Annotated in this window: 31 protein-coding genes and 4 tRNA genes; 16 read left to right on the plus strand and 19 right to left on the minus strand. The window is 46.6% G+C overall.

What is annotated here, in order from left to right:
- Window positions 1-5: 5 nt before the first annotated feature.
- From CWI73_RS04370 to CWI73_RS04390, 5 genes are all read left to right on the plus strand, one after another.
- Window positions 6-1,193, plus strand: a complete 1,188-nt coding sequence (locus CWI73_RS04370; protein ID WP_126751705.1) for a pyridoxal phosphate-dependent aminotransferase — start codon at window positions 6-8, stop codon at window positions 1,191-1,193.
- A 718-nt stretch (window positions 1,194-1,911) separates the two neighbouring features.
- A tRNA-Asn gene (locus CWI73_RS04375) sits at window positions 1,912-1,988 on the plus strand.
- A gap of 26 nt (window positions 1,989-2,014) precedes the next feature.
- Window positions 2,015-2,091: transfer RNA gene (locus CWI73_RS04380), tRNA-Asn, on the plus strand.
- Between the two features lie 26 nt (window positions 2,092-2,117).
- Window positions 2,118-2,194: transfer RNA gene (locus CWI73_RS04385), tRNA-Asn, on the plus strand.
- A 26-nt stretch (window positions 2,195-2,220) separates the two neighbouring features.
- Window positions 2,221-2,297: transfer RNA gene (locus tag CWI73_RS04390), tRNA-Asn, on the plus strand.
- A gap of 14 nt (window positions 2,298-2,311) precedes the next feature.
- On the opposite strand, the gene CWI73_RS04395 is transcribed toward CWI73_RS04390, so the two are convergent.
- Together CWI73_RS04395 and CWI73_RS04400 are read right to left on the minus strand one after the other, a co-directional pair.
- On the minus strand, window positions 2,312-3,328 hold the full coding sequence (locus CWI73_RS04395) for a glycosyltransferase family protein (protein WP_126751706.1): 1,017 nt from the start codon (window positions 3,326-3,328) through the stop codon (window positions 2,312-2,314).
- Window positions 3,325-3,834 (minus strand): phosphatase PAP2 family protein, encoded by a 510-nt coding sequence (locus CWI73_RS04400; RefSeq protein WP_126751707.1) that lies wholly within the window; start codon window positions 3,832-3,834, stop codon window positions 3,325-3,327. Before CWI73_RS04400 ends, CWI73_RS04395 begins: the two co-directional genes overlap by 4 nt.
- Window positions 3,835-4,026: 192 nt before the next feature.
- Between CWI73_RS04400 and rsxA the strand changes: the two genes are divergently transcribed.
- Genes rsxA through nth form a run of 7 tightly spaced genes read left to right on the plus strand, consistent with a single transcriptional unit; the run spans window position 4,027 to window position 9,848 of the window.
- Window positions 4,027-4,608, plus strand: a complete 582-nt coding sequence (gene rsxA, locus CWI73_RS04405; protein WP_053952646.1) for an electron transport complex subunit RsxA — start codon at window positions 4,027-4,029, stop codon at window positions 4,606-4,608.
- Complete coding sequence (gene rsxB, locus CWI73_RS04410) at window positions 4,609-5,190, plus strand: electron transport complex subunit RsxB (protein WP_126751708.1); 582 nt, start codon at window positions 4,609-4,611, stop codon at window positions 5,188-5,190.
- A complete protein-coding gene (gene rsxC / locus CWI73_RS04415) occupies window positions 5,187-6,827 on the plus strand; it encodes an electron transport complex subunit RsxC (RefSeq protein ID WP_126751709.1) in 1,641 nt (546 codons plus the stop codon). The genes rsxB and rsxC overlap by 4 nt, the downstream gene beginning before the upstream one ends.
- Window positions 6,824-7,882: an electron transport complex subunit RsxD gene (gene rsxD / locus CWI73_RS04420; RefSeq protein ID WP_126751710.1), complete on the plus strand. Its 1,059-nt coding sequence runs from the start codon at window positions 6,824-6,826 to the stop codon at window positions 7,880-7,882. Before rsxC ends, rsxD begins: the two co-directional genes overlap by 4 nt.
- Complete coding sequence (gene rsxG, locus CWI73_RS04425) at window positions 7,879-8,520, plus strand: electron transport complex subunit RsxG (RefSeq protein WP_126751711.1); 642 nt, start codon at window positions 7,879-7,881, stop codon at window positions 8,518-8,520. Before rsxD ends, rsxG begins: the two co-directional genes overlap by 4 nt.
- A complete protein-coding gene (locus tag CWI73_RS04430; protein ID WP_053952560.1) occupies window positions 8,517-9,203 on the plus strand; it encodes an electron transport complex subunit E in 687 nt (228 codons plus the stop codon). The genes rsxG and CWI73_RS04430 overlap by 4 nt, the downstream gene beginning before the upstream one ends.
- A 9-nt stretch (window positions 9,204-9,212) precedes the next feature.
- Window positions 9,213-9,848 carry an endonuclease III gene (gene nth / locus CWI73_RS04435; protein WP_126751712.1) on the plus strand — a complete coding sequence of 212 codons (636 nt, stop codon included), beginning with the start codon at window positions 9,213-9,215 and terminating at the stop codon, window positions 9,846-9,848.
- 93 nt (window positions 9,849-9,941) lie between these two features.
- Here the strand turns inward: nth and CWI73_RS04440 are convergent, their stop codons facing one another.
- Complete coding sequence (locus CWI73_RS04440; protein WP_126751713.1) at window positions 9,942-10,400, minus strand: hypothetical protein; 459 nt, start codon at window positions 10,398-10,400, stop codon at window positions 9,942-9,944.
- Between the two features lie 82 nt (window positions 10,401-10,482).
- Entirely contained in the window at window positions 10,483-11,379 is an 897-nt protein-coding gene (locus CWI73_RS04445) for an OmpA family protein (protein ID WP_126751714.1), read from the minus strand.
- A 140-nt stretch (window positions 11,380-11,519) separates the two neighbouring features.
- Between CWI73_RS04445 and rnt the strand changes: the two genes are divergently transcribed.
- Window positions 11,520-12,158, plus strand: a complete 639-nt coding sequence (gene rnt / locus CWI73_RS04450; RefSeq protein WP_126751715.1) for a ribonuclease T — start codon at window positions 11,520-11,522, stop codon at window positions 12,156-12,158.
- Between the two features lie 66 nt (window positions 12,159-12,224).
- On the opposite strand, the gene CWI73_RS04455 is transcribed toward rnt, so the two are convergent.
- Window positions 12,225-12,830, minus strand: coding sequence for a peroxiredoxin (locus tag CWI73_RS04455; RefSeq protein WP_088767774.1), 606 nt, complete (start codon window positions 12,828-12,830; stop codon window positions 12,225-12,227).
- A 124-nt stretch (window positions 12,831-12,954) separates the two neighbouring features.
- Complete coding sequence (locus tag CWI73_RS04460; protein WP_126751716.1) at window positions 12,955-13,293, minus strand: Grx4 family monothiol glutaredoxin; 339 nt, start codon at window positions 13,291-13,293, stop codon at window positions 12,955-12,957.
- Between the two features lie 210 nt (window positions 13,294-13,503).
- Between CWI73_RS04460 and CWI73_RS04465 the strand changes: the two genes are divergently transcribed.
- A complete protein-coding gene (locus CWI73_RS04465) occupies window positions 13,504-14,085 on the plus strand; it encodes a superoxide dismutase (RefSeq protein ID WP_053952566.1) in 582 nt (193 codons plus the stop codon).
- 127 nt (window positions 14,086-14,212) lie between these two features.
- Here the strand turns inward: CWI73_RS04465 and CWI73_RS04470 are convergent, their stop codons facing one another.
- The gene (locus CWI73_RS04470) at window positions 14,213-14,662 is read right to left on the minus strand and encodes a TM2 domain-containing protein (RefSeq protein WP_053952567.1); all 450 of its coding nucleotides are present in this window, start codon (window positions 14,660-14,662) and stop codon (window positions 14,213-14,215) included.
- Between the two features lie 113 nt (window positions 14,663-14,775).
- Complete coding sequence (gene fadR, locus CWI73_RS04475) at window positions 14,776-15,486, minus strand: fatty acid metabolism transcriptional regulator FadR (RefSeq protein WP_126751717.1); 711 nt, start codon at window positions 15,484-15,486, stop codon at window positions 14,776-14,778.
- Window positions 15,487-15,629: 143 nt separating this feature from the next.
- Here fadR and dsbB point away from each other — a divergent pair, with 143 nt between their 5' ends.
- Entirely contained in the window at window positions 15,630-16,175 is a 546-nt protein-coding gene (dsbB, locus tag CWI73_RS04480; RefSeq protein WP_126751794.1) for a disulfide bond formation protein DsbB, read from the plus strand.
- Window positions 16,176-16,178: 3 nt separating this feature from the next.
- Here the strand turns inward: dsbB and CWI73_RS04485 are convergent, their stop codons facing one another.
- From CWI73_RS04485 to CWI73_RS04535, 11 genes are all read right to left on the minus strand, one after another.
- The gene (locus CWI73_RS04485) at window positions 16,179-16,622 is read right to left on the minus strand and encodes a YcgN family cysteine cluster protein (RefSeq protein WP_241968819.1); all 444 of its coding nucleotides are present in this window, start codon (window positions 16,620-16,622) and stop codon (window positions 16,179-16,181) included.
- Between the two features lie 15 nt (window positions 16,623-16,637).
- Window positions 16,638-17,630, minus strand: coding sequence for a lytic murein transglycosylase (locus CWI73_RS04490; protein ID WP_082343077.1), 993 nt, complete (start codon window positions 17,628-17,630; stop codon window positions 16,638-16,640).
- Window positions 17,624-17,872: a YcgL domain-containing protein gene (locus tag CWI73_RS04495; protein WP_053952570.1), complete on the minus strand. Its 249-nt coding sequence runs from the start codon at window positions 17,870-17,872 to the stop codon at window positions 17,624-17,626. Before CWI73_RS04495 ends, CWI73_RS04490 begins: the two co-directional genes overlap by 7 nt.
- A 14-nt stretch (window positions 17,873-17,886) precedes the next feature.
- Window positions 17,887-19,056, minus strand: a complete 1,170-nt coding sequence (rnd, locus tag CWI73_RS04500; RefSeq protein ID WP_126751718.1) for a ribonuclease D — start codon at window positions 19,054-19,056, stop codon at window positions 17,887-17,889.
- A complete protein-coding gene (fadD, locus tag CWI73_RS04505; protein WP_126751719.1) occupies window positions 19,053-20,720 on the minus strand; it encodes a long-chain-fatty-acid--CoA ligase FadD in 1,668 nt (555 codons plus the stop codon). The genes rnd and fadD overlap by 4 nt, the downstream gene beginning before the upstream one ends.
- An 89-nt stretch (window positions 20,721-20,809) precedes the next feature.
- On the minus strand, window positions 20,810-21,679 hold the full coding sequence (locus CWI73_RS04510) for an alpha/beta fold hydrolase (protein ID WP_126751720.1): 870 nt from the start codon (window positions 21,677-21,679) through the stop codon (window positions 20,810-20,812).
- A gap of 5 nt (window positions 21,680-21,684) precedes the next feature.
- Complete coding sequence (locus CWI73_RS04515; protein WP_058578754.1) at window positions 21,685-22,263, minus strand: Slp family lipoprotein; 579 nt, start codon at window positions 22,261-22,263, stop codon at window positions 21,685-21,687.
- Window positions 22,264-22,276: 13 nt separating this feature from the next.
- On the minus strand, window positions 22,277-22,579 hold the full coding sequence (locus CWI73_RS04520; protein WP_100691720.1) for a hypothetical protein: 303 nt from the start codon (window positions 22,577-22,579) through the stop codon (window positions 22,277-22,279).
- 67 nt (window positions 22,580-22,646) lie between these two features.
- Complete coding sequence (tsaB, locus tag CWI73_RS04525) at window positions 22,647-23,330, minus strand: tRNA (adenosine(37)-N6)-threonylcarbamoyltransferase complex dimerization subunit type 1 TsaB (protein ID WP_126751721.1); 684 nt, start codon at window positions 23,328-23,330, stop codon at window positions 22,647-22,649.
- Entirely contained in the window at window positions 23,327-25,261 is a 1,935-nt protein-coding gene (locus CWI73_RS04530) for a DNA repair helicase YoaA (protein WP_126751722.1), read from the minus strand. Before CWI73_RS04530 ends, tsaB begins: the two co-directional genes overlap by 4 nt.
- A 51-nt stretch (window positions 25,262-25,312) precedes the next feature.
- On the minus strand, window positions 25,313-25,594 hold the full coding sequence (locus CWI73_RS04535) for a hypothetical protein (protein WP_126751723.1): 282 nt from the start codon (window positions 25,592-25,594) through the stop codon (window positions 25,313-25,315).
- A gap of 340 nt (window positions 25,595-25,934) precedes the next feature.
- Here CWI73_RS04535 and hisG point away from each other — a divergent pair, with 340 nt between their 5' ends.
- A complete protein-coding gene (gene hisG, locus CWI73_RS04540; RefSeq protein WP_126751724.1) occupies window positions 25,935-26,828 on the plus strand; it encodes an ATP phosphoribosyltransferase in 894 nt (297 codons plus the stop codon).
- The last annotated feature ends 2 nt before the right edge of the window (window positions 26,829-26,830 follow it).

A 26,830-nucleotide genomic window follows, 5' to 3' on the forward strand; every position in this document is an offset into this window, starting at 1 on the left:
TGAACGTGGATTATCAACTCTCCGACCGTATCAATTCGATTCAACCATCACCTACATTAGCGGTAACTCAAAAGGCAAATGAACTTCGCCAGCAAGGCAAAGACGTCATTGGTTTGGGTGTGGGTGAACCTGATTTTGATACGCCAGAATTTGTTAAAGACGCCGCCATTCAAGCCATTAAAGATGGTAAGACAAAATATACCGCGGTCGATGGTATTGTTGAGCTAAAAGATGCCGTCATTAGAAAGTTAGAGCGAGACAATCAGTTAAGCTACCAGCGTAACGAAATTATTGTTTCATCGGGTGGTAAGCACAGCATCTATAATTTGCTTAGTGCCTGGCTGAACCCCGGCGACGAAGTCGTTATTCCTGCGCCTTACTGGGTATCGTATCCGGATATGACAAAACTGGTTGGGGCCACTCCGGTTATCCTACAAGCAGGCATTGATCAACGTTTTAAAATTACCGCAGAACAGCTGCGGGGTGCATTAACCGATAAAACTCGTTTAATGTTCATTAATAGTCCGTCAAACCCGGCTGGTACTGCCTACACTGCGGAAGAATTGAAAGCGTTAGCGGACGTGTTAAGAGACTATCCGAATGTGTTAATTGCTACAGACGATATGTACGAGCACATTTTATGGTCCGATTCGCCATTTGCTAACCTGCCTATGGTTGCTCCCGATCTAAAAGATCGCACCGTTATTCTTACCGGCGTTTCCAAAGCTTATGCAATGACAGGCTGGCGAATTGGCTACGCTGCAGGCCCTGCACCTATTATTGCCGCCATGAAAAAAATGCAGTCGCAAAGCACATCTAACCCGGCCAGTATCAGTCAATATGCTGCCGCTGCCGCTCTCGATGGCGATCAAAGCTGTATAAAAACAATGGTAACGGCATTTAAAGAGCGTCACGATTACTTAGTCGACGCCTTAAATGCAATTGATGGCATAAACTGTGTCCCCGGCGATGGTACTTTCTATGCGTTTGCACACATTGAAAAACTGATGGAAAAAGCAGGAACAAAGGACGACGTCTCGTTTTGTGAGAAATTACTCTCTGATGCCAATGTTGCGTTAGTGCCAGGCTCGGCCTTTGGTGCTGAAGGCTATTGTCGTCTATCTTTTGCAACTGACCTCAACACGCTAAAAGAAGCGGTCAAACGCATTAAATCTTTTGTAGAAAACTTATAAAAAATGGGGTTTTGGTGCTAAACAGCAAGGTAAGCGCCAAAACCCTTTTACTTTCTTCGCCCAGTAATACGTATCTCTTCAATTTACTACTTCTTTTCGTTTGACGCTTTTATTACAAATTAACAAAATTTACTGCGATCCTTTGCGTGCCTTTTAGTTAAATGACTTACAAGAAGTCAAGAGAAAAAACACAGGAATTTGATGTTAAACGGGACCAAATTTCAATCAATTTAACTAAGAAATACACAAGTTGCTGATTCTGCAAGCATTGCCTGATGAACAAACCACCAAAATGAACAAATGTTCACCGAACTTTTATAAGCAATTGATTTTAAAAGATATATATTTATCTAGGTAATTTTTAACCATCACGAAAATTGCGCTCAACACCGCATAAACCGTATTATTTAACAGAGTTAAGCACAGGGTTATCCACAGATTCCGTGGATAAGATCCTGTAGCCGTTATCTACTGGGCAACTCAGTGATCTGTGGATAATCGCTTCAGCGATCAACTTATCACTTATGTTATAGATGAAATTATTACCAAAGCTTGACATTGTTTTCCGTGAGGTATAGATAATATTTTCACAAAAAGTATCGTGTTTTCCTAAATTGTTGAGTTTTTCAGCAGACAGTCATGTTTCCCTAAAAAACCTTAATGGAACAGTTGACAGTCTCAGGCAGTAGCTTTAATATTCGCAGCCGTTGAACGTTGTTCCCCAGTAGCTCAGTTGGTTAGAGCGGTGGACTGTTAATCCATGTGTCGTTGGTTCGAATCCAACCTGGGGAGCCAATACAACGTTAACGAAACTTATCTATTCCCCAGTAGCTCAGTTGGTTAGAGCGGTGGACTGTTAATCCATGTGTCGTTGGTTCGAATCCAACCTGGGGAGCCAATACAACGTTAACGAAACTTATCTATTCCCCAGTAGCTCAGTTGGTTAGAGCGGTGGACTGTTAATCCATGTGTCGTTGGTTCGAATCCAACCTGGGGAGCCAATACAACGTTAACGAAACTTATCTATTCCCCAGTAGCTCAGTTGGTTAGAGCGGTGGACTGTTAATCCATGTGTCGTTGGTTCGAATCCAACCTGGGGAGCCAAGTTCCAAGCCCCTTTAAAGCCCCCAAAGCCTTTTACTCAAATCCCGGACTGACTCTTTTGCGCCATCAGCAATCCAGTTCGCTAAGTGTTTTGCAACATTAGGCCATTGTATGTGAGCGCTTTGCCGGTCCTGCAGAGCCCGTTCAATAGAGGCACAACTCACATTTTTCATTACTGTTGCAAGCCCCTTACGCTCTAGTATTTCCGCATTTTTCTGTTGTTCAAACTGGCCTGTCAAAGGCTTTATGATCAGTGACTTCCCTTCTCTCAATGCCTCACAACTGGTTTCAAAACCTGCATTAGAAATTACCGCTGACGCTCGACTAAACTGCTCTGAAAACTGCTGCCTTGACGGTGCGAAGCATTCAATGTGCCCATAGCTGCACCGCGTTAATTTGGGATGAAAAACCGAGAATTCATAATCATCGAGAGGGTAAAGTGCGTTAATAATAACTTTAGGATCCTCAAACGGCAGATAAACGATCACTCGCTGCGCTAAGCCCCCCTTACAACCATTGTCAAGTTCTCGAACAACCGGAGGTATGGCATTACCACACTCTAACCAATGCATGCCAACAGGCGTTGAACAGGGAGCAAACTGCTTAATCATTTGACGCTGCCAGAGACTCAGCGTTTTATAAAGCTCAGGCTCCCAGAATGCGTATTGCCGCCCCAAACCAATAGAACGCACTCCAGCTCGTTTAGCTGCCCAGGCACTCAATGGCTCGTAGTCCGTAATGACCAGATCATATTGCGTTACATCTAACGCTTTTACGTCGTTGTAAAACTGTTTCCAGTTATTTGAGGTGAGCGTTTTTCGGCGTTTCAAGGCACCATTTTCAGTGACAAAAGACAGTCCCTCGCGGCTTTGATAAGCACCAAAAACGTCCATATCAAACAAGCCAGAGTTCCTGCGTCCGGAAATCAGATAGTCAACGTGAATCGGCTGCTGACTTAAGTAAGTAGCCAAAGTATGGCTTCTGGAAAGGTGACCATTTCCAGTCCCCTGAATACCATATAGAACTCTCATAGCATAAGCTCCCAAATGAGTACTGCTAACAATACACCGGCTAATATGTCTGACGGGAAGTGCACGCCAACAATAACCCGAGAAGCACCAATGGCAGACGCCCACAAGTAGCAAACAAAACCAAGTTCGGGAAAGTGGACGTGGGTTATCCCTGCAAATATAAAAGCAGCTGCCGTGTGTCCGGAGGGAAAACTGAATTTGTCAGACGCGACAATCAGCGCTGCCAGCGACAACCCTAAGTCACTGGGGCGTCGGCGTTTGAAGCTGCTTTTTAAGAGCCAGTAAATGGGCAGTTCAATTAGGAAGGCGAGTAATAAATGCTGGAAATAAGCGATACCAGAATTATTTAACAAGACACTCGCTAGTGCAATCGCAAAGTAAGCGTAGCCGTCCCCTGATCGCGAAATCCAAACCGCTAACCGCCCTGCAACCGGACGCGCTCGTATCCCTGAGCACAGGCAGTAACAGTAGGTATCAAAACGCTGTAAATAACTGAGCAGTACCATGGCTTTTATACCGTTTTAGCGCCAGTTGCAGCCACTTTGCCTACCACTTATGACAGTTTTAATGCTCTAGCATGACAATAAAGTGACAATTTGCCGGATTTCGCCGAGAAACCCTACCCAAAGGCGGTTGTTTATAAGCCTCAAAACACCGATAATATGCGCTCTTTATTTTTCACTGTTGCGGAATGCTCAATGACCGACTATTTGCTGCTATTAATTGGCACAGTATTGGTAAATAACTTTGTGCTCGTTAAGTTTCTTGGCTTGTGCCCATTTATGGGGGTATCCAATAAACTCGACACGGCTATTGGTATGTCCGCAGCAACGACCTTCGTACTGACATTAGCGTCTGTTTGCAGCTATTTAGTGAATGAATACTTACTCGAGCCGTTAGGACTTATGTCGCTGCAAACGCTAAGCTTTATTTTGGTTATTGCGGTGGTTGTTCAGTTCACCGAAATGGTCGTGCATAAAACCAGCCCTACCTTATATCGCTTACTGGGCATATTTTTACCGCTAATTACAACTAATTGTGCGGTACTGGGTGTGGCTTTATTGAACATTAATGAGCAGCACAACTTTGTTCAGTCTATTGTTTATGGCCTTGGTGCTGCCATTGGCTTCTCGCTGGTTCTTATTCTTTTCTCAGCGTTGCGCGAACGTCTGGCTGCCGCCGATGTGCCAGTAACCTTTAAAGGTTCAGCGGTTGCAATGATAACAGCCGGTCTTATGTCTCTTGCCTTTATGGGCTTCAGCGGATTAGTGAGCAGTTAAATGAGTGTATTAGGAGCAGTTATTACACTTGGCATTTTAGCGCTGATATTTGGCGTTATTCTGGGCTTTGCCGCGGTTAAGTTTAAAGTTGAAAGCGACCCTATTGTTGACCAAATCGATGAAATTCTGCCACAAACCCAGTGTGGTCAATGCGGCTACCCAGGCTGTCGCCCTTATGCCGAAGCCATCGCAAACGGTGACGATATCAATAAGTGTCCGCCCGGCGGCGAAGCAACTATCAAGCAATTGGCCGACTTAATGGGTGTTGAGGCAAAACCTTTAGACTCTGCGCACGGTGAAGAAGATGTCAAAAAAGTTGCCGTTATTCGGGAAGACGAATGCATAGGCTGTACTAAATGTATTCAGGCCTGCCCTGTCGACGCCATATTAGGTGCAGCTAAACAAATGCACACTGTTATTGAACACGAATGCACAGGTTGCGACTTATGTGTTGAGCCTTGCCCAGTCGACTGCATCGACATGGTCGCCGTGAAGGCTAGCCCGGAAACTTGGCAATGGGATCTCGATACCGTTAAAGAAAACATCAAAAAGAACAGCATTCCGGTGAAGGTGGTTGAATGAGTCGTCCAGATAACAACACTATTTATGTGTCGAGCAATGTATCTGGCCATTTCCCTGGCGGTATACATCCGCCAGAGAGAAAAGCACCTGCGTGCAACAAACCAATACGCTCGCTACCTTTACCTGACGAATTAATTCTGCCGGTACGTCAGCATATTGGCCCATCGGGCAATATGTTAGTTGAGCCGGGTCAGAGGGTTGATAAAGGACAGCAACTCACTGAGGCCAGTTTGAGTCTGGGGCTACCACTACACGCCCCGACGTCCGGTGTTATTCACGCTATTGAAGAACGCCCAACGGCACATGCTTCAGGTTTGCCCGAACTAGCCATTGTAATAAGACCCGATGGAGAAAACCGCTGGGGCAATAAGCACGCCATTCCGGATTATCGGGAAGTTGAAGTCTCTCGCTTGCTTGAGTTGATACAACAAGCCGGTATTGCCGGTTTAGGTGGAGCGGGTTTCCCAACCGCGCAAAAACTGGCACAGCAAAAGCCTTTGCGTCATCTCATTATTAATGGCGTTGAGTGCGAACCTTATATTGCCGCAGACGATGGGTTAATGCAGGAATACGCCGAAGACATAATCGCGGGTGTGAAAATCCTTCAGTACATTACTCATTGTGATTCCGTGCTGTTCGCCATAGAAAACAATAAGCCTAAGGCTATTGAAGCTATTCGCACCGCCATTGGGGACGACTCGCAAATAGCACTAAAGGTTGTACCAACAAAGTACCCTTCCGGCGGCGAGAAGCAACTCATTGAGCTGCTGACCGGTGAGCAGGTCCCCAGCGGCAAACTGCCGATGGATATTGGTTATTTGATGCAAAATGTTGGAACTGCTTATGCCGTCAAACGCGCTATTATTCATGGTGAGCCACTACTTGAACGTGTTGTGACAGTCACTGGCGATGCCATAAAAGAAAAGCGTAACCTTTGGGCGCTGTTGGGAACACCTATTGAACATTTGCTAAAAGAATCTGGATTTACTCCTGAAAATAAACAACGCGTAATTATGGGTGGCCCTATGATGGGCTTTACTCTGCCTAGCATTGATGTTCCGGTCATAAAAACCACCAACTGTATTTTGGCTCCGACAGAAGCAGAGCTGCCGGCACCGGGGCCTGAATTAGCCTGTATACGTTGCGGTGCCTGTGCCGACGCCTGCCCAGCTACGCTACAGCCACAGCAACTGCAATTACTGGCTAAAGCCAAAGACTATGACGCGCTGGACGAGCAGAACCTATTTGATTGCATAGAGTGCGGCGCGTGCGCCTATGTTTGCCCCAGCGAAATTCCATTGGTGCATTATTACCGTAAAGCAAAAGCAGAAATACGTAATATCGTCCGGGAAAAGGCCAAGGCTGAACATGCGCGCCAGCGCTTTGAAGCTCGGCAAGAGCGTTTAGAGCGTGAGAAGCAGGAGCGCTTAGAGCGCCATAGAAAAGCAGCCGAAGCCCGCAAGAAAGCCCAGGCTGAAAAAGCGGAAACCGCAACGACAGACAACAAAGAAAAACCCGAGTCAGGCGGTAAGTCTGCTGCCGTTGCTGCTGCAATTGCCCGTGCAAAAGCCAAAAAAGCCGCCCAGGCACAAAAAGCCGATGAAGAAAATAACTCAGCGAAAGGAAATGAGTCATGAGTTTTAAAATAGCGTCGTCACCTCATGGGCACAGCCAACACAGTACCAGCAGCATGATGCGCTGGGTTTGCTACGCGCTGGTGCCCGGTGTGTTGATACAAAGCTATTTCTTCGGCTTCGGTGTTTGGTTTCAAATAATTCTGGCAGTAATTACCGCTTTAATTGCTGAGTCAGCCTGTATTATTGCTCGTGATCGCCCCGCTATGTCCGCACTGCGAGACAATACAGCCTTGGTCACTGCCATTTTGTTGGCCATTAGTATTCCGCCTTTAGCCCCCTGGTGGATCATTGTTATTGGTACGTTGTTTGCCATTGTCGTCGTTAAGCATGTTTACGGTGGCATGGGACAAAACCTGTTTAATCCGGCGATGGCGGGTTACGTTTTATTGCTAATATCTTTTCCGGTACAAATGACCAACTGGCTACCACCATCGACAATAGGCGAGCATTCACTCACGCTTTGGCAGACGCTACATACCATACTGTTTGAATATACACCGGCAGGTTATAGCGTCGAACAACTGCGAGCCGGTATTGACGGTGTCACTATGGCAACCCCTTTAGATGCCATAAAAACAGGTTTAACACAGGGTTTCACATTGACCGAAGTGTATGCCAAGCCCCAGTTTAGCTTTTTAGCGGGCGCTGGCTGGCAATGGGTTAACCTCGGCTTTCTCATTGGTGGTTTGTTACTCATACAACAGCGTATTATCAGTTGGCACATTCCTGTCGGACTCATCGCGGGATTGTGTGTTCCGGCCTTCTTTGCATATCTGTTCGCCCCCGATCTTATGACAGGGCCTGTGGTTCACGCACTGAGCGGCGCAACAATGCTTGGCGCATTTTTCATTGCGACCGACCCGGTCTCTGCGGCAACCTCGAACCGGGGGCGAGTTATTTTCGGCATATTAATCGGTGTATTGGTGTTTATTATCCGCAGTTGGGGTGGGTATCCCGACGGTGTTGCGTTCGCGGTGCTGTTAGCCAATATGTGTGTTCCTATTATTGATCGTTATACAAGACCAACCGTTTATGGTCACGGAGAACGCAAATGACCATTAATAGTATGCAGAAAAACGGCCTTATACTGGCCGCCTTTGCGGTTATTGCTACGGCTTTAGTGGTGGGCGTACAAGTGCTGACCAAAGATAAAATAGCGCAACAACAGCAAGCTCAGGTATTACGGACGCTTAACCAACTCATTCCTCCGGCAATGCACGACAATGACCTTTATCAGTCTTGTCGTTTAGTGACTCATAACGCACTGGGTAGCAACGAATCGCACCCGATGTATCGAGCCTGGGTAAACGATGAACCCACTGCTTTGGCCGCCGAAATTGTCGCTCCCGATGGCTATTCAGGTGCCATTCGCTTATTACTGGCTATAAAACCCTCAGGTGAATTACTGGGTGTCAGGACGTTACGCCACCAGGAAACACCAGGCCTGGGTGATAAAATAGAAATAGAGAAGAATGACTGGATTACCTCCTTTTCGGGCAAGCAAGTTAAATCCGACGACGATAACCGTTGGGCGGTAAAACGCGATGGTGGCATGTTTGATCAATTCACAGGCGCAACCATTACACCGCGAGCGGTGGTTGGCGCGGTCAAACGAGCGACTCTTTATTTAGAGGAAAACGCGGACACATTATTCAATGCTGAGCTTCAGCGCTGTGAGGAGGCCGCACAATGAACGAGTACAAAGAACTAACCTGGCAAGGACTCTGGGATAACAACCCAGCTTTAGTGCAGCTACTTGGCTTATGCCCTCTCTTGGCTGTCACGGCGTCTGTCACTAACGCTTTAGGGCTCGGCTTGGCGACACTGTTTGTGCTTATCGGCTCTAATGTAACCGTGTCACTCGTGCGCAGTTTTGTGCCTCAGGAAATACGCATTCCGGTCTTTGTAATGGTCATTGCCACCTTTGTTACTGTTATTCAATTGCTTATGAATGCCTATGTGTTCGAGCTGTACCAATCGCTCGGCATTTTCATTCCATTGATAGTCACAAACTGTGCCATTATCGGCCGTGCCGAAGCTTATGCGTCTAAGAACCCGTGGCAGAAAGCGGCATTTGACGGCTTGATGATGGGTGTTGGCTTTGCTCTGGTTCTTATGCTGCTGGGCGCCATACGTGAAATTATTGGTAATGGTACTTTGTTCGATGGAGCAGAGCTCTTACTTGGCGACTGGGCCGCCCAATTAAGAATTGAGTTATTCACCGTTGACTATCCGCTTCTGCTTGCCATATTGCCGCCAGGCGCCTTTATTGGCATGGGCTTTATCATTGCCCTGAAAAACCGAATTGATGCCATAAAAGCCGAGCGAGCAGAGAAGAAAACCGTCACCCGCGCCCGTGTAACCGCACAACAGTAATAATTAATTATGAATAAAACTAAGCGCTACGAAATTTTAAGCCGTCTTCGCGACAATAACCCAAACCCAACCACAGAGCTGGAATACGACACCCCGTTTCAGTTGCTTATTGCCGTGTTATTGTCGGCTCAGGCAACCGATGTCGGAGTTAATAAAGCGACACGCAAGTTATTCCCTGCGGCTCCAACCGCTGAAGAGATGCTCGCTTTAGGCGTGGATGGCATAAAAGAATATATAAAAACCATCGGCCTGTTTAATTCCAAAGCCGAAAACGCCTACAAGACCTGTAAAATTCTGGTTGAGCAATACGGTGGTGAAGTACCGGAAGACAGAGCCGCCTTGGAAGCTCTGCCAGGGGTCGGACGTAAAACGGCTAATGTCGTTTTAAATACCGCATTCGGCTGGCCGACTATTGCCGTAGACACGCACATATTCCGCGTGTCTAACCGCACCAAACTGGCACCGGGAAAAAACGTCAAAGAAGTAGAAGAAAAGCTGATAAAAGTGGTGCCGGCGGAGTTTAAAGTCGATGTGCACCACTGGTTAATTCTGCATGGCCGTTACACCTGCATAGCCCGAAAACCACGTTGTGGTTCCTGCGTTATTGAAGACTTGTGCGAATACAAACTAAAACAAGACTTGTAGAATATTTAAAAAGTAGACTATAACCGATATCCCATAGGTCATAGTCTACTCGCATGCATTTATCTATCTAAACTAAACCTTATTCGCTAAGAATTATTTGGGATCCTGGGTACCATCATCTTTTTTTGGCGCATCCCTAAGGTAAGTTCGAGAATAGTGAACTTGAATCCAACGACCTGAGCCACCAGACACAAAATATCGTTCCGTTTCTACATACCCGTATATCTTGCCATTTTCTTCTCGTTCGTATCTCAACTCTTTTTCATCACCATCTTGCGGGGCACCTTGTGAGTTCTGAGCTTGAGATTTAAGTTGCTTGACTAGCACTTGTGCATTTCGGGTTATTCTTAGAGTAACTTCCGTGTTTGGTTTTAAACCTTCGGAGATAAGCTTATTGAATGTCTCAGTAGAGATCAGTTCTTTATTATACAACGAAATAAGAGCTTCTTTCTGTTCCGACAACTCTACTTTACTTTCGTCAGCAGAAACAACGCTAGAATAAGCAACCATAAAAACGGCCACCACGCTAACCAGTATAGTTTTTAATGACATATGACTTCCTTTTTTAATCAAATGTTATCTAATCTTAATACTGCAATAACACTAGTATCATATGTAACTTTAAAAAAAAATTTTATAGCTCAATCGAGGACGGTTTTGTCAGTTGTACAATAACCCGGCGGTTAATCTGACGGTTAATCTCATTGTCATTGGATTTAACCGGACGATCTTCGCCGTGAGCGACGGTTTTAATCCGCTCGGCGTCTATGCCACGATTAACAAAAAACTGCTGAATTTCTTTCGCGCGTTGTTCGGTTAATTCCTGGTTAGGCCCGCGCGCACCAAGCGAATCGGTATACGCATCTACCAGAACCAGTTCCAGTTCATTATCCACCTGGAGATAGTCGCTAATCTGTTTAAGCTTTCGTTGCGAAGCCATAGTCAGTTTCTCGCTGTCGGCTTCATGATTCAGTACCGTGTAAGCAATGTCTTCGAAGCTAAACGGCAACAGTGCATTGACACAACTTAAAAAATCATCGTACTTATTTCGGAAGTTCACCGACGACAATGACACTGCCACTTGATCACGATTGTTGTACCAGTCGTCGTAGAAAAACGTTGGATAGCGCCCTTTTTCCAATTCACTCAACAGTGTCCAGGCCAGTTGCTTTTGTAACTCGCCATTAAATTGCTTATAGAGCTGCATAGAGCCAATTTGATAACTCGCTTCCCCCGGGCGCCAGCGAGGTGGAACTGATTCAATTGCTGAGACACCGTAGCTGTCAGGCAGCTTCTTCATGTCCATTTTCATGCGTAGGTTCAGCTCTTTACTGGCCTCACTTTGAAAGCGAACTTTACCGTAGCGCGGAATTTCATGCTCTAACGCACATTCCAAACGGCTTTCCTCGCTGAGTATCCACGACGAGCTATCAAGGTCAGCACTGTAATGCCTAACTGCATTGGCGTTTGCCTGGCTCGTTGCCAGCAATACAGACGCTGCAGCCGCAGTTAACATCGGCCAGTTTTTCATAGGCACTCCGGTTTGAAATTCTAATACGCTTTTATCGGCATTTATTCGCTGCGCTTTAGAGTTTCTCTCAGCATTATCGATATATCTTTGGCATAATAGGCGCAAATTGAAATAACCATCCAAATAACTAAAGGGTCTTTATGTCTGACACTTCTGAGTCGCTAATGAAGAAACGATTTCGTGGCTATATGCCTGTCGTTGTTGATGTTGAAACCGCGGGTTTTAACGCAAAAACAGATGCCCTTTTAGAAATAGCGGCGGTACTGCTAGACTTTGACAGCGACGGCACTTTAAAACCGGTTGACTCGGTGCATTATAACGTCGAACCTTTTGAAGGCGCTAACATAGAACAAGCGGCTATCGACTTTAATGGTATTGACCCAAGTAGCCCCCTGCGCGGTGCAGTCCCAGAGTCAGAAGCACTAAGAGAAATGTTTAAACCCATTAGAAAAGCGCAAAAAGCAGCAGGTTGTCAGCGCTCCGTTCTGGTCGGTCATAATTCGAACTTTGACCATAGTTTTGTCATGGCTGCGGCTGAGCGAGCCAATTTAAAACGTAATCCGTTTCACCCCTTTGTGAGCTTTGACACCACGTCTTTGGCTGCTCTGACACTAGGGCAAACGGTGCTTATAAAAGCTTGTCAGGCTGCCGGAATTGAGTTTGATGGGAAACAGGCGCATTCCGCTCTTTATGACACTGAGCGCACAGCTGAATTATTCTGTTGGATGGTCAATCGCTGGAAAGATTTAGGTGGCTGGCCACTAGACTCTAATGACTAGCTCAAAAACACAAAGGGAAAATAAAAAAGTCGCTCCGAAGAGCGACTTTTTAATATCATTAAACGCTTATAGTTTATCAGCGTTTTTAGACAAGTAAGAAGCAACACCTTCAGGGTTGTCTTTCATGCCCTCTTTACCTTCTTCCCAACCTGCTGGGCAAACTTCACCGTGCTTCTGGTGGAAGTTCAATGCGTCAACCATACGCAGCATTTCGTCGATGTTACGACCTAATGGTAAGTCGTTAACAACTTGGTGACGAACCATACCGTCTTCGTCGATCAGGAATGAACCACGGAACGCAACGCCTGCTTCTGGGTGCTCAACGTCATACGCTTTACAGATGCTGTGACGTACGTCAGCAACCAATGGGTATTTCACCTGACCGATACCACCGTCGTCAGTTGAGGTGTTACGCCATGCGTTATGCGTGAACTGAGAATCGATAGAAACACCGATAACTTCTACGCCACGCTTGTTGAATTCTTCTAAACGCTTGTCAAAAGCGATTAGTTCAGAAGGACATACGAAAGTGAAGTCCAGTGGGTAGAAGAAAATAACTGCTTTTTTGCCTTTGATATGGTCAGACAGTTTGAAATCTTCAACAATTTCACCTGAGCCAAGTACCGCTGCTGCAGTAAAATCAGGTGCTTTACGACCTACTAATACAGACATTGATTCTCTCCATTTCAGTTAAAGTAAATGAAACCTTCACAATCGGTAATGGGGATACCCCAAGTCAAAAACAAGGGGCTCCGTCAAAACTTTTGACCGATTGCTTAATATTCGCTCAGCTATTTTACTCTGCTGAAGGTTCCGGATGACGTTCTGCAACTTCTGTGATCAGTTGCTGCAACTCACCGTTTTGGAACATCTCAATGATAATATCACAACCACCGACTAATTCACCTTCAACCCAAAGCTGTGGGAAGGTTGGCCAGTTTGCGTACTTTGGCAGTTCCGCACGAATGTCTGGGTTCTGCAAAATATCAACATAAGCAAATGGCTGGCCACAGCCCATAAGTGCCTGTGCTGCCTGTGACGAAAAGCCACAGCTTGGCAGTTTCGGCGAGCCTTTCATGTATAACAAAATTGGATTTTCTTCGATTTGCTGCTTAATTCTGTCAACCGTTTCCATAACACCTCTGCTCTAAATAATGGTTGATTAAAACACTCAAGTATTCTAGCACAGCAGAAAAGATTTGCCTAAATTGAAAGATTTCCTTGAAAAGCAATCTAACCAACCCTATATAACGTAGATACAAAGACAACAATTCATCATCTGGTGGCTGAATTTGGCAGCGCCAGATATTAATTCGCCCTAAAAGAAAAACTACGGAGAGAGACTATGGCATTTGAACTACCCGCTCTTCCTTATGAGAAAAACGCTTTAGCGCCTCATATCTCAGAAGAGACTTTAGAGTATCACTACGGCAAACACCACGCGACTTACGTCAACAAACTGAACGACGCGGTAAAAGGTACTGACCTTGAAAACAAATCGTTAGAAGACATCATTAAGTCTGAGAAAGGTGGTTTGTTTAACAACGCAGCTCAGGTCTGGAACCATACGTTTTACTGGAACTGCTTAAGCCCTAACGGTGGCGGCGCTCCAACAGGTGCAGTTGCTGACGCTATCAACGACAAATGGGGTTCTTTCGAGAAGTTCCAGGAAGAGTTCAACGCAAGCGCTGCGGGCAACTTCGGCTCAGGCTGGACTTGGTTAGTGAAAAAATCTGACGGCTCTGTTGATATCCTGAATACGGATGACGCAGACACTCCAGTTGCACACGACGGTGTTGAAGCACTGTTAACTGTCGACGTATGGGAACACGCCTACTATATCGACTATCGCAACTCTCGTCCTAACTACTTAGAAGCGTTCTGGAAGTTAGTGAACTGGGACTTTGTGAACAAAAACTTAGGCTAATAGCACCGAGTTTTAACCACAAAAAGGCGCCAATGGCGCCTTTTTTATTGCCTGGCTCTTAGAACCAAGGACGATGCCCCTTTAGAACCAGGGACGATGCCCTTTTAGAACCAAGGACGATGCCCTTTTAGAACCAAGGACGATGTCCCTGAACATAGGTTTCCTCGAATTCATCGTCAGGCTTAACGATATAAATAATGAATTCAATAAACGCGATAATACCGATAATGAATGATGGAATTCCCAGTAGGATGAAACCAAACAAGAACACCAACAGCATAATAACGCCTTCTTTGGTGTATCCCAGATAGAATTTATGGGCACCAAAAGCGCCTAAGAAAAAGGCCAAGACAGCGGCGGCAATTTTCTTCGACGATGTGCTGGTATTTGAAGCCGCAGAGTCAGGGTAAACCCCTTCCGCTTTATCACCAGTGACTGCAAAATCAACTTTTGCACCCGCTTTCGGCAGCTGGTTTCCTTTCCATTCTGAAATATCGAGAGTATAACGATTACCGTCTTCACCAGAGATAATGCCGCTACGGTTGCCCTCGTCAAAATCTAGTACTGATCCCTTCATTTTTTTATTTTCCTTTTGGCTATTAGGTAGGTATCAACTACTAGGTTATAGAATTGTAAATAGCTAAGCAACGCAAAATTTTTAGCCATAAAAAAAAGCGCCTTTCCGACGCTTTATTCGACTAGGTTATTGGGCATATCACCGCGCAAACTGTGCCATATTTCCGCAGACTCATAACCATAGCGGCGCACCAGATTTACCGACTCGTTATAGTCGCCTTCTTTGGCGCAGTTCACTAAGTTTTCATAATAGTCCCGAGCCAGCTGACGAGCCTCGGGCGAAGAGAAGTAGTACTGACCAATACGTGAATAAAGACCTTTAAATCCGTTTAAGACAAGTACATAAATAGGATTTCCGGACGCCATCGCTAAATCATGGTTTAACTGATAGTCAAACTCAGCAAAACTTTTTTCGTCATCCTCAAGCTCTTTGGCCGCTTCTATCAGCTCAATAACTCGGGTCGGATTATGGCGGATGGCAGCTCGAATATAAATTGCGCTAATATTTGTACGCGCAGACAACAATTGGTCCACCAGCTCAGGCATGCCATCCTCGTCAAGGCGAGCTAAGGTTTCCAGTATGTTTAACCCAGAGGTTTCCCAGAAGTTATTCACCTTGGTCGGTTTGCCATGTTGAATGGTCAACCAACCATCACGAGCTAAGCGTTGCAGAACTTCGCGTAACGTCGTTCTAGTAACGCCAATTAGCTCCGATAATTCACGTTCTGCGGGTAAAATGGTTCCTGGCGCAAAATGCCCGTTCCAAATAGACTTAACGATATACTCTTCGGCAAATCCCGCCGGACTTTTGGCTTTTATAATCATTTTCCCGCCCAAATGCTGAATGATAGAGTGATTCTAGCAGCCTTATACGAGGTCGGACAAGATAACTTCAGCCTTTATATCGACATTCCCAAAGCATTTGGGTATGGTTTCATCGTTTTTACACTTTCTTAAGGAATAGAGTGATGCTGTCTATAGGTCAATGGCCGACCAAACCGTTTGCCTGGCTGCTTCTTTTTCTGGGTTGCGCTGCACTGTTAGGGGCTGCCTTGTACTTTCAGGCTGTATTAGGGCTTGAGCCTTGTGTTAAATGTGTCTATCAACGCATGGCTGTTGTCGGCATTGCGCTATCCGCCATTATAGGCCTCATCGGCTCAAGCTTCGCATTACTGCGTTGGATTGGCTTGCTGGGTTGGCTTTACAGCAGCTTTGAAGGCCTCCGTATTGCCTATGACCACTGGGACTTACAAACTTCTAAAAACGCTTTTTTCGCCGTCTGCGAAAGCGCTCCTGACTTTCCGGAGTGGGCACCTCTCCACGAGTGGCTTCCGGGTCTTTTCGCCGCACCGGGGTTATGCGGCGATATCGACTGGCAATGGCTTGGAATGGGCATGCCTGGCTGGATGACCTTTATATTCGGGGGGGTACTCGTTATCGCGGTTATTGTCACTATCGCCCACTTTATTAGCTTATTTAAAAAACGTGACGGTTTAGTTCTGTACCATAAATAACCCTTAACTCAGCGGCCAGGTCACTATCCTGTCCTCTAATTCCCCGTGGTACTCTGACTCGCTTATACAATGGCCGGCAACGCAATAGCCGGCCTTTTTCATTGCTTCTTTACTTCCGTCATGCCTTACCGGATGCCATTTGGGTAGTGGCTGTCCCTGTGCCCTTAGCCGATACGCACAGGTCGCCGGCATGAAGTAAACATCTTCAATGTTGTTCGGTGTTAACGTCACACACGCAGGAACTCGGCGGCTGCGGTTTGCATAGTCGCTGCAACGAGCGGTCTCGGTATCGAGTAATTTACAGGCTACATCGGTCGAGTATAGGTTATCTTCTTCGTCGAGCAGCTGGTTGACACAACACTGCCCGCAGCCGTCACAAAGAGCCTCCCACTCGGTAGTGGTCAGCTCTTGCAAAGGCTTTTCATACCAGGACATCAAACTCCCCATACCCGGCTCCGGCGATTACCGGGGGAAGCGAATACGGTCAGACAAATAACCAACAGCTGCCACAAAGTAATGTGAGCGATTCCAGTGCATCAGTGCGTCGTAGTTCGCGTAAGCCAGATAAACACGACCTTCTTTATCATCTGGAATAACAACTGACGCTTCAATGTCGTCTCGTTGAGGCAGTTCCGAGCCATCATATCGAGTAACACCTAAGTCGCCCCACTCACTAAGCTTTTTCTTCGTGTCCAGCCCAGACAAAGAGGTATCAAACCCTTCTGGTAGCTGCACCTGACGTCCCCAGGTGACGTCGTCACGCCAGCCGACCGAGCTCAAATAGTTAGCGGCAGAAGCAAACACGTCCGGGTAGCTGCCCCAAATATCTTTACGTCCATCGCCGTCATAATCCACCGCGTAATTCATAAAGGAGCTGGGCATAAACTGAGTTTGCCCCATAGCGCCTGCCCAGGAACCTTGCATTTTTTCTGGCGCAATATGCCCGTCCTGAATGATGGTTAATGCGTGCCATAACTGCTTCTTAAAAAAGGCTTCACGACGACCATCAAAGGCTAATGTGGTCAATGCGGAAATCACGTCAAAGCCGCCCGTATAAGAGCCAAAATTTGTTTCGATTCCCCATAAAGCGACGATAAAGCGCGGCTGAACACCGAACTCTTTACCCACTTTTTCGAGCAACTCTTTATGCTCTTCGTATTTCTCTAATGCCTTTTCTGCTTTCCATTCAGGCACAGCACGAGGCAAATAAGTATCCAGCGTCAGTTTAAATTCCGGCTGGTTCTTATCAAGTTCAACGGCTCGCTCGTAATACTTTACTTTCGCAAAGGCCTTTTCCAGTGTTTCCTCGCTGTAATCATTGCCTCTGGCTTCGTCTTTTAACGCTTCCACATAGTCAGAAAACTTTTCTTCAACACTCTTCTCTTGTGCAGAGGCACTCACACTGACAAGTGCCAACGCCCCAATTAACGCACTACTCACGAATTTGATTAACATGAAATGTCCTCTTGCTTAGGTGGAAGCTGTAAATAAAAACCGTCACTGGCCAAGTGCTCAGTTAATTCTTTGACGCTCAAACGAGCCAGTTGTTCACGGGTTGTTAAATTTATGGTCAGTATTTTCTCTGCTTTACCGAAACTTTGCACAAGGGCATCCGGTAATTCACTGAAGTCTTCACCATGAGGAAGGTAAACATAGGTATCCGCTTTGCGGGAACTGCGATACACATCGCACAACATAAGTGTCTCCGACGCTATGACGTTACAATAGCTCTTAATTCTGCCCCAATTGCTGCATTTCGCCAACCCGTCAGTAAGTCTGGTTGCGGCAAACGTTCCTGTTGCTGCGGCGAGTACTGCCAGAAGAAATTAATCAGCTCGTTTATTTGCTTGCGTGATGCCACTAATGACACAGGCACATCAAGTGACTCAGCGAGCTCGGTCACTTTTTGCTTTACCGCTTTAAACGTTTCCTTGTAGCCAGGCATATCGTCTAATCGGCTTAAGGGCTTCAGCGATTTAGAAACTGCTTGCTCTTCAGCTTTTTTAATGACAGTAATCATTTCATTGCCGGAATACTTTTTTGATAACGGCGGTAAGTCACGAATGTGATTTAAATCGCTTTGTGATTTGGGTTTGTGTCTGGCCAGTTCTAATAATGCACCGTCTTTAGCGATAAATCCTAGAGGAATGTTTTTCTTTCTAGCCTTGTTCAACCGCCAACTCGCCAGCTCTTGTAAAATCGCCAACTGTTCATCATTGAGTTGCCAGGCATTACCAACTTGTAAATATAAAAGGTCGTCAGGAATACGAGTTGTTCGCTTATGAACCTGAAGTACAGACTCTTCGTAGACGATATCTAAACAGCCCTTTTCTTCGCAAAGTGCTTTCAAATAAGGATACATAACAGCCAGATAGCTGGCATCAGCGGCAGCGTAATCCAGTTGTTCAGGGCTTAAAGGCCGTTTCAACCAGTTGGTCCGGGACAGGCTTTTGTCGAGCTCCACATTATCAAAGAGTTCACTGACTAAGCGTGCGTAGCCCATGGACTCGCCAATGCCACAAAACCCGGCAGCTATTTGGCTATCAAACACACGGCTTGGTTGAGCACCGCCACTTTCATGGAAAAACAGTTCAATGTCTTCGCCGCCGGCGTGCAGAACGGTTTCAATGCTATCCGAAGAAATAAGCAACCATACTGGATCTAAATTAATATCAGCCAGCGGATCCACGATAACCGTATCACCGCCCGCATGCATCTGTAACAGTCCAAGGTTCGCGTAAAAAGTCCGCTCTCGCACGAACTCAGAGTCAATTGCAAACCAACCCGTCTGACGAGCTTTAGAGCAGAAATCGGCTAATTCATCGGTAGAAGAGATGAGTCGGTACTGACGCACCGACTCCGGAAGTTCAAGCTGCGTCAAGAGTTTTCCTCGTCACGTAGCTCTTTACGTAGAATTTTGCCGACATTCGATTTAGGCAGTTCATCCCGGAACTCGACCAGTTTTGGCACTTTATAAGCGGTCATGTTCTCGCGCGAAAAGTCGATAATTTCTCTTTCTGTCAACGACTTATCTTTTGCCACAATAAACACTTTGACCACTTCGCCGGATGACTCATGGGGGACCCCAATCGCTGCTGACTCAAGCACCTTCGGATGATCAGCCAATACGTCTTCAATTTCATTAGGGTACACATTAAAGCCAGACACCAGAATCATGTTTTTCTTACGGTCTACAATTTTAAAGTAGCCGCGGTCGTCAACCGTCGCCATATCGCCAGTTGCAAACCAGCCATCTTTAATCGCATTAGCTGTATCATCAGGGCGGTTCAAATAACCCACCATAACCTGAGGACCTTTTACTTCCAGCTCACCTGGCTCGCCCATCGGCACTTCTTCACGCGTTTCCGGGTCAACAATACGAACGTCGGTACTAGGCACAGGTAAGCCGATACTGCCCGTGTAGTGCTCAATATCATAAGGGTTAACCGTGACAACCGGCGCACATTCTGTAAGACCATAACCTTCCAGAAGGCGTGATTTAGTCACCCGTTCCCATTCTTCCGCAACGGCTTTTTGTACCGCCATACCGCCGCCAAGCGCCACTTTCAGATTAGAGAAGTTAACATCTTTAAAGCCTTTCGTGTTTAGCAGACCATTAAATAATGTGTTAACCCCTGAGATCATTGAAAACGGATACTTATTCAACTCTTTCACAAAATTTGGCATGTCGCGCGGGTTAGTAATTAGCACGTTTTTACCGCCGTGCTTAATGAAGGTCAGGCAGTTCGCCGTTAATGCGAAAATATGGTACAGCGGTAGCGCAGTAATAATCACTTCCTCACCATCGCTCATAATTGGCGTGACGCATGCGGAAACCTGCTCTAAGTTCGCAACCATATTGCGATGAGACAACATAGCACCTTTGGCTACGCCAGTGGTTCCGCCGGTGTATTGTAAAAATGCAATGTCGTCACCGGTGACTTCAGGACGCTTATATTCTGCCTGAGCCCCCTTCGCCATTGCCTGGTTCAGACTTATGGTGTTTTTAACACCATGAGACGGCACCATTCGCTTAATGTATTTAACAACAAAGTTCACAATAAAGCGCTTAGGCACTGGCAGCTGATCACCTATTTGTGTAGTAACCACTACATCCAGCGGCGCATCATCTTTGATTTTGTCATAGGTATGCGCAAAGTTTTCTAAAATAACCAACGCTTTTGCCTGAGAGTCAGTCAGCTGATGCTTTAACTCGCGTGGTGTGTATAACGGATTTACGTTCACCACCGACATTCCTGCTCGCAAAATACCAAATAAAGCAATAGGGTACTGCAACAGGTTTGGCATCATCACCGCAACCGCATCGCCTTTTTTCAACCCCTGACTATGCAGGTAAGCGGCGAACTCGCGAGATTTTAGCCCCAACTCTTTAAAACTCATCTCTGAGTCCATATTCACGAATGCGGTCTTCTCTCCGTATTTCTCAATGGACTGCTCGAGAATATCTACCAGCGACGAGAAATGATCCGGATCGATAGTTTCAGGAACACCAGCCGGGTAGTTTTTTAGCCAAATCTTTTCCATAAAAGGCTCTGCCTCTCACTCTTAAATTTTATTTTGTTAACACTTTATCTTCGCATATCCGACCAGTTAATCCTAGTCATACAGCGCTGCTAACCGCTCGATTTTAACAACTCAGCTATTTTTTCTGGTTGCTCCATATGAACATGATGTCCACCATTCAGTGTTATTAAGTTTAGATCAGTGACCTGATGCTGCCATTTTTCAATGGCGCGTGATAGGTTTTCATGGCCTTTGTCTCCCCTGACGACTTTCACAGGCATAGTCAGTCCCTGGAGCAGTTCATCGACAGCGGTTGAATGCAAGCGATAAGGCGATACCGACTTAACTCTTGGGTCGGCGCGCCAGGAAAATGAATGGTCGGACGCTTTATGCAAGCCTCGATCAACCAGCAGCGCGACTAAGTCTCTGGAAAAGTCAGCCTGAGCAGCGCGCGCATCAATCGCTGTGTCAAGCGTTGAGTAGCCGCGCCAGCGACCGCTTCGTTTTTTATAACGACTCGAAAAGCCCTTTGCTAACTGCTCTCTGGCATTCATTTCATCAGAAACCAGTAACCCGAAGGCTTCGACCAAAATAAGTTTGTCGACTTTTTCAGGGCAAATGGAAGCAACCACGTTACTGACAAAACCACCCATAGAGTGACCCAGTAAGGTCACCGGAGAATCAATATGATGCGTGAGGATTTGCCAGAGGTCGTAGGCGTAATCAATAAAGTGGTAGTGAGTTCCTGGCGGGCGGTGGTCACTGTGTCCGTGCCCTGCCCAATCGAGAGCGATTAAACCACCATGGTCAGAGTTCCAGCGCTCTGCTAACGGAAGGAAGCTATGGCAGTTGTCTAACCAGCCATGGGTTGCAATAACCGTGACGTTGTTGGGATCGCCCCAGCACAGTCCCCGAACAACGCCCCACTCTAATTCATAGCTGACTGGTGTCGCTTGCGCAGCCGTTGTCCGGAAACTCATTAAAATCAGTTACGTTCTTTTGCCGGTGTACCTGAATTGTCCTCTACTCGCACACGCACGGGTACCGGATAGCGGTAGGGATAGTACGGTGAATAGAAGTTATGGCGGAACCACAGCGGTGAGTAGTCAATTTCTACGTGGTTCTTTTGTGCTTTCGGCTTCCACAAATAGTGGTTATCCGCTTCGAGAACCGGATAAATGTATGTGTACTCATCAATTTTGCCCTGCTGAGTTTCACCAATCGTACCAACGAAGCTTATCGCACGACCTTTTTTATAGACTTCAGGGTCAATAAAACCATCAATAACCGCTAAGAAACGGCCATCACTGTCGTCACTCACTTCGGGCCGTCCCCAACGTTGCAGCGGGAAGCTCACTACTTCAAATACCGTTTTATCTTCTGTATTGCGAACGTCAGCAATAACTCCACCCCAGCGGGCCGGTTGACCAACCACTTTATCCTGCTGAGCTTTTGCCTGCTTGTAAGCGACCAGCGCATCTTCATTGCTGGTTTCCAACTCTGTCGGAACAGACGCACAGCCAGCTAAACCTATAGCGAACAATAAACATGTCAGTAATCTCATAACAGACCTCTCTTTAGGCATAAACGTCGACACCAAACATTGACGCAACTTCTTCACGTTTTTCATTCAAAGCTACCGTTTGATAAGCACTTAACGCCTTTTGTGAGCGTTGAGGTGGTTCGTCATACATGGTGTTTAATGACTGCCAACGCTCTGCCTGACGGCGGCTTTGCTTCGCATCAGGAACGACCTGCGGTAACTCCACAGCATTAGACACGGCGGCATTTTTCTGCTGCTCGTTGTCACGCTGCACCGTCTGTTGCGATGCCTGCTGCTGGTTACTTAACGGCTGTACCGTTTGCGGGTTTATCTGCACGTCAATATTGGCTCATCTGTTATGTAAGACAGGATCTATTATGGCGAGTTCCTGAGCGTTCAGCAAGTTAACGCCCCGGTAACTTTTTCCAGGTCACTTCATTACGCACATAGAGTGGCTCAAGCAGTTCGGCCTGAACCGGGTCAACACCAGCACCATTCACTACTGTCAGCATATCCTCCGCCAGCGGTAGCCGGCTATTATTGCTATGTTTTAGCTCATGATTTTCATCAAGAATATCTGCATAGACGTCCCAGCCTGTACCAGCAGTACCCCAGCCCTTCAAGCGCTCTGTATCAATAAGGTTCGTGTCTGGTTTTGCTACAGCCGGCTCTGACTGAGCCACAGCAACTCCGTTCTCATTCGTATACAAAGCGTAATAAACCTCGCCCATGCGTGCATCAATACAAGCCACCACACCAGCAACATCGTTTTTGCGGATGGCTTGCTGTGCCAACGCCTGTAAACTGCACACGGGATAAACGGGTAAATCAGCGCTAAATGAAAGTCCCTGCGCCATAGACACGCCAATGCGCACGCCTGTAAAACTACCTGGGCCAGCGCCAACCACAAGCCCGTCCAGCTCGGCTAAAGACACGCCAGCACTGTCGAGAACCTCTTCCACAAAAGGCAGCATTTTTTGTGAGTGCTCCCGGGGGCTTTCAATGTCACGGGTTGTCAGCTTGCCATCATGAACAAGCGCGACAGAACAATTTTCAGTTGATGTATCTATAGCTAATAACGACTTCATACATTTTGCTCTTCTGTAGAACTTTTATGCGCCAGAAATTCAAGCGCGGTATCTAAGCTACGGGTGCGACTCATAGCCGGTAAACTTGCCAAAAACTGCTTACCATACTGACGTGTTACCAGTCGGTTATCGCAAACCACCAGAATCCCTGAGTCGTACTTATCCCGGATAAGCCGCCCTGCGCCCTGCTTTAGCGCAATAACGGCTTGCGGAAGCTGAATGGTGCCAAAGGCATCTACTCCTCGCAGGCGTGCGTCTTCCACCCGGGCATTCAATAACGGATCATCCGGCGACGCAAACGGTAGTTTATCAATAATCACACAACGCAGCGCATTACCTCTGACATCCACACCTTCCCAGAACGACGAGGTGCCTAACAGTACGGCGTTGCCGGCTTTGGTAAAGCGCTCTAACAACTCACCTTTATTCGACTCGCCCTGCACCAAAATTTCATTGTCGACGTGCTCTCTCAGAATTCCTGCCATTTGTTGCAGCATTCGATGGCTGGTAAACAATAAAAACGTTCCGCCGTCATTATGCGTGATGCATTGCTTGGCAATGTCTGTCAGCATTTCATGGCGATTGCGATCATTGGCGTCCGGTAAATAACGTGGCAGGCACAAGGTGGCCTGTTTTTTAAAGTCAAAGGGGCTTTCCAGAACCAGAGTGTCCGCTTCTTCAATACCTAGCCGGCGTGTGAAAAACTCAAAGTTGCCATTAACCGCTAATGTCGCCGAAGTGAATATCCAGCTCATGTTATTGCGCTTAATATAGCCACCAAAGGTCTTCGCCACACTTAGTGGCGTTTGATGCAAGCTGATTTGTCTTGGCGTGGTTTCAAACCAAAAGCTGTAACCAGTGCGTTCAACGTCCATTAACTGACGCCAAATGACCCTATAATCCTCTGCCCGTTCTAATAAATTGTCGAGATCTTTGTTCCGGCCCTGCGCAGTTCTCAATACATCAATAAGCAGGGTTAAGCGCTCATCGAGACGATCCGTCACTTCGACAATGTCTTCTTTATTGCGCCATTCGCGCCAATTGCCGCGCATTGGATCATGAGGAAACAGTAACCGAAAATCGCGCAGCGATTGTAATAACGTTCGCGCCATCGCACTGGCCTGTGACAAGTCTTTTAACTCCGTCAGACACAAGCGCTGAATTTCTTCACACATTTCGCTTAATTGACGCGTCGACACCGTTTCACCAAAGTACTGACTGGCAATATCAGGGATTTGGTGGGCCTCATCAAATACCACGGTATCAACAGCAGGAATGAGCTCGCCAAAACCCGTATCTTTTAATGCCATGTCCGCGAAAAACAAGTGATGATTAACCACCACAACATCGGCTTCTAAAGCTTGCTTCCGCGCTTGTACTAAATGACAGTCATCATAAACCGGGCAGTCACGCCCCAGGCAGTTATCCTGAGTGCTGGTCACCTGAGGTAAAACCGCCGCTCCTTCCGGAAGCACGTTCAGCTCACCCATATCACCGCTGCGGGTTGTCGTTGACCAACGCGTCACGGTAATAAGCTGATCCTGAATCTCTTTAGGGAGCTGCCCCGCCTGCTGCTTTGCTTGTTCAAGTCGATGCAGACAGAGGTAATTCGAGCGCCCTTTCAGCAAGGCGACCACTTTTTGCGGCGCCAGCTTTTTTCGTAATACGGGCAAGTCCCGGTGAAACAACTGCTCTTGCAGGTTTTTCGTGCCGGTAGAGACAATAGCCTTACCTTTGGAAAGCAGAATGGGCGCAAGGTAAGCAAAGGTTTTGCCGGTGCCGGTCTCAGCTTCAACCACGAGTTGGCTTTTCTTTTTCAGCGTTTTTTCAATGGCTTGTGCCATTGTCGTTTGCGACGGACGAGGCTGGAAGTTGTCTATTGTTGAGGCCAGCTCACCATCGGGCTGAAAAATGGAAGAAACAGTCGGCATAGTTCGCGCTAGTTAATGGTAATTAGCGCGCATTATGACATAGAAAAAGAGTCAGGCGTAGGTGTCTATATGACCAGAATTGCTATCCAGACTGTCCTCTGTTGACTCTTCCTCAGTTACCTCGGGTTCAGATTGCTGCTGTTCAGAAGACTGCTGTTGCCGTTGTTTCTCGCGGTTAGGATCATTATCAATAGTAGTGCTTTCCTCATCACTAATCGCTTGAAGCTCTTTGGTTTTCTCAATTTGATTGACTCTCATTTGATCCTGAGAGTGGTCAACCGGTACCCGGGTATCCTTTGGTATTAATGGCACCATTGCATCAAAGTTAGCCATGAGTTTGCTCCGCTGTATCCTTGCTTTTTGTCACCGACGTTACCGTCTTGATTATACAACCACTGGTTAAATATTAACCTACTATCGACCCATAAAGGAATAAATTTACGCTTGCATTACAAAATTAACCTGCTAAGGTATTATACAACTTTGTGAAATACAGCGTACATTATTGGAGTCAACAAAATGAAATTCGTTCATCACCATCATGCACATCATTGGATTTTATGGGCTAGCTGAGAGCGACTTTCTGGCTAGCCGCATAAGCGCTAGCCTTTCGATTGACTATACAACCTCCGAAAGGCAACTTTCGGAGGTTTTTTAATTTTTAGGAGTAATTATGACTAACCGTTTAACGATAGCGATACAAAAATCTGGCCGCCTGAGTAAAGAGTCAATGGCTTTATTAAATGCCTGCGGTGTTAAGTTTAGCATTAATGAAGCCCGCCTCATTGCCCACAGCACCAGTCATCCTATCGATTTACTCCGGGTGCGTGACGATGACATTCCCGGCTTAGTCATGGACGGTGTTGTCGACTTAGGTCTGGTCGGCGAAAACGTGCTGGAAGAAGCTCGACTTGAACGCATAGCCAGCGATACAACAGCCGTATTTCAGCCACTCAGAGCGCTGGAGTTCGGTCAGTGTCGTTTGTCCATTGCGGTACCGCGTGAGCTCTCTTATCAGTCACAAGCTGACTTAGACGGAATGCGAATTGCCACGACCTATCCGCAACTCTTAAAGCGTTACCTTAAGGACAATGGCATTAATGCCCGCGTTGTCATGCTGACAGGCTCCGTCGAAGTAGCCCCGCGAGCAGGCTTAGCCGATGCAATTTGTGACCTGGTCTCAACAGGGGCAACACTGGAAGCTAACGGCCTGGTCGAGAAAGAAGTGATATTCCGTTCTCAGGCACAGCTTATTCAAAACTCCGAAACTTTGTCTGATGAAAAACAAGCAATGATTGATCAGTTACTGCCGCGTATCGATGGCGTACAAATGGCGAAGGAAAGCAAATACATTATGCTCCACGCGCCCAAAGATAAGCTTGAAGAAGTGGTTGAATTGTTGCCGGGTGCAGAAACCCCGACCATTTTGCCGCTCAGTCACACTGACAAACAAGTAGCTGTTCACATGGTCAGTACAGAAAAGCTGTTCTGGGAAACCATGGAAGATTTAAAGGCGAAAGGTTGCAGCTCTATTCTTGTTCTGCCAATTGAAAAAATGATGGGGTAACT

This window comes from Idiomarina piscisalsi (assembly GCF_003987095.1).
GTDB classification, from domain to species: domain Bacteria; phylum Pseudomonadota; class Gammaproteobacteria; order Enterobacterales; family Alteromonadaceae; genus Idiomarina; species Idiomarina piscisalsi.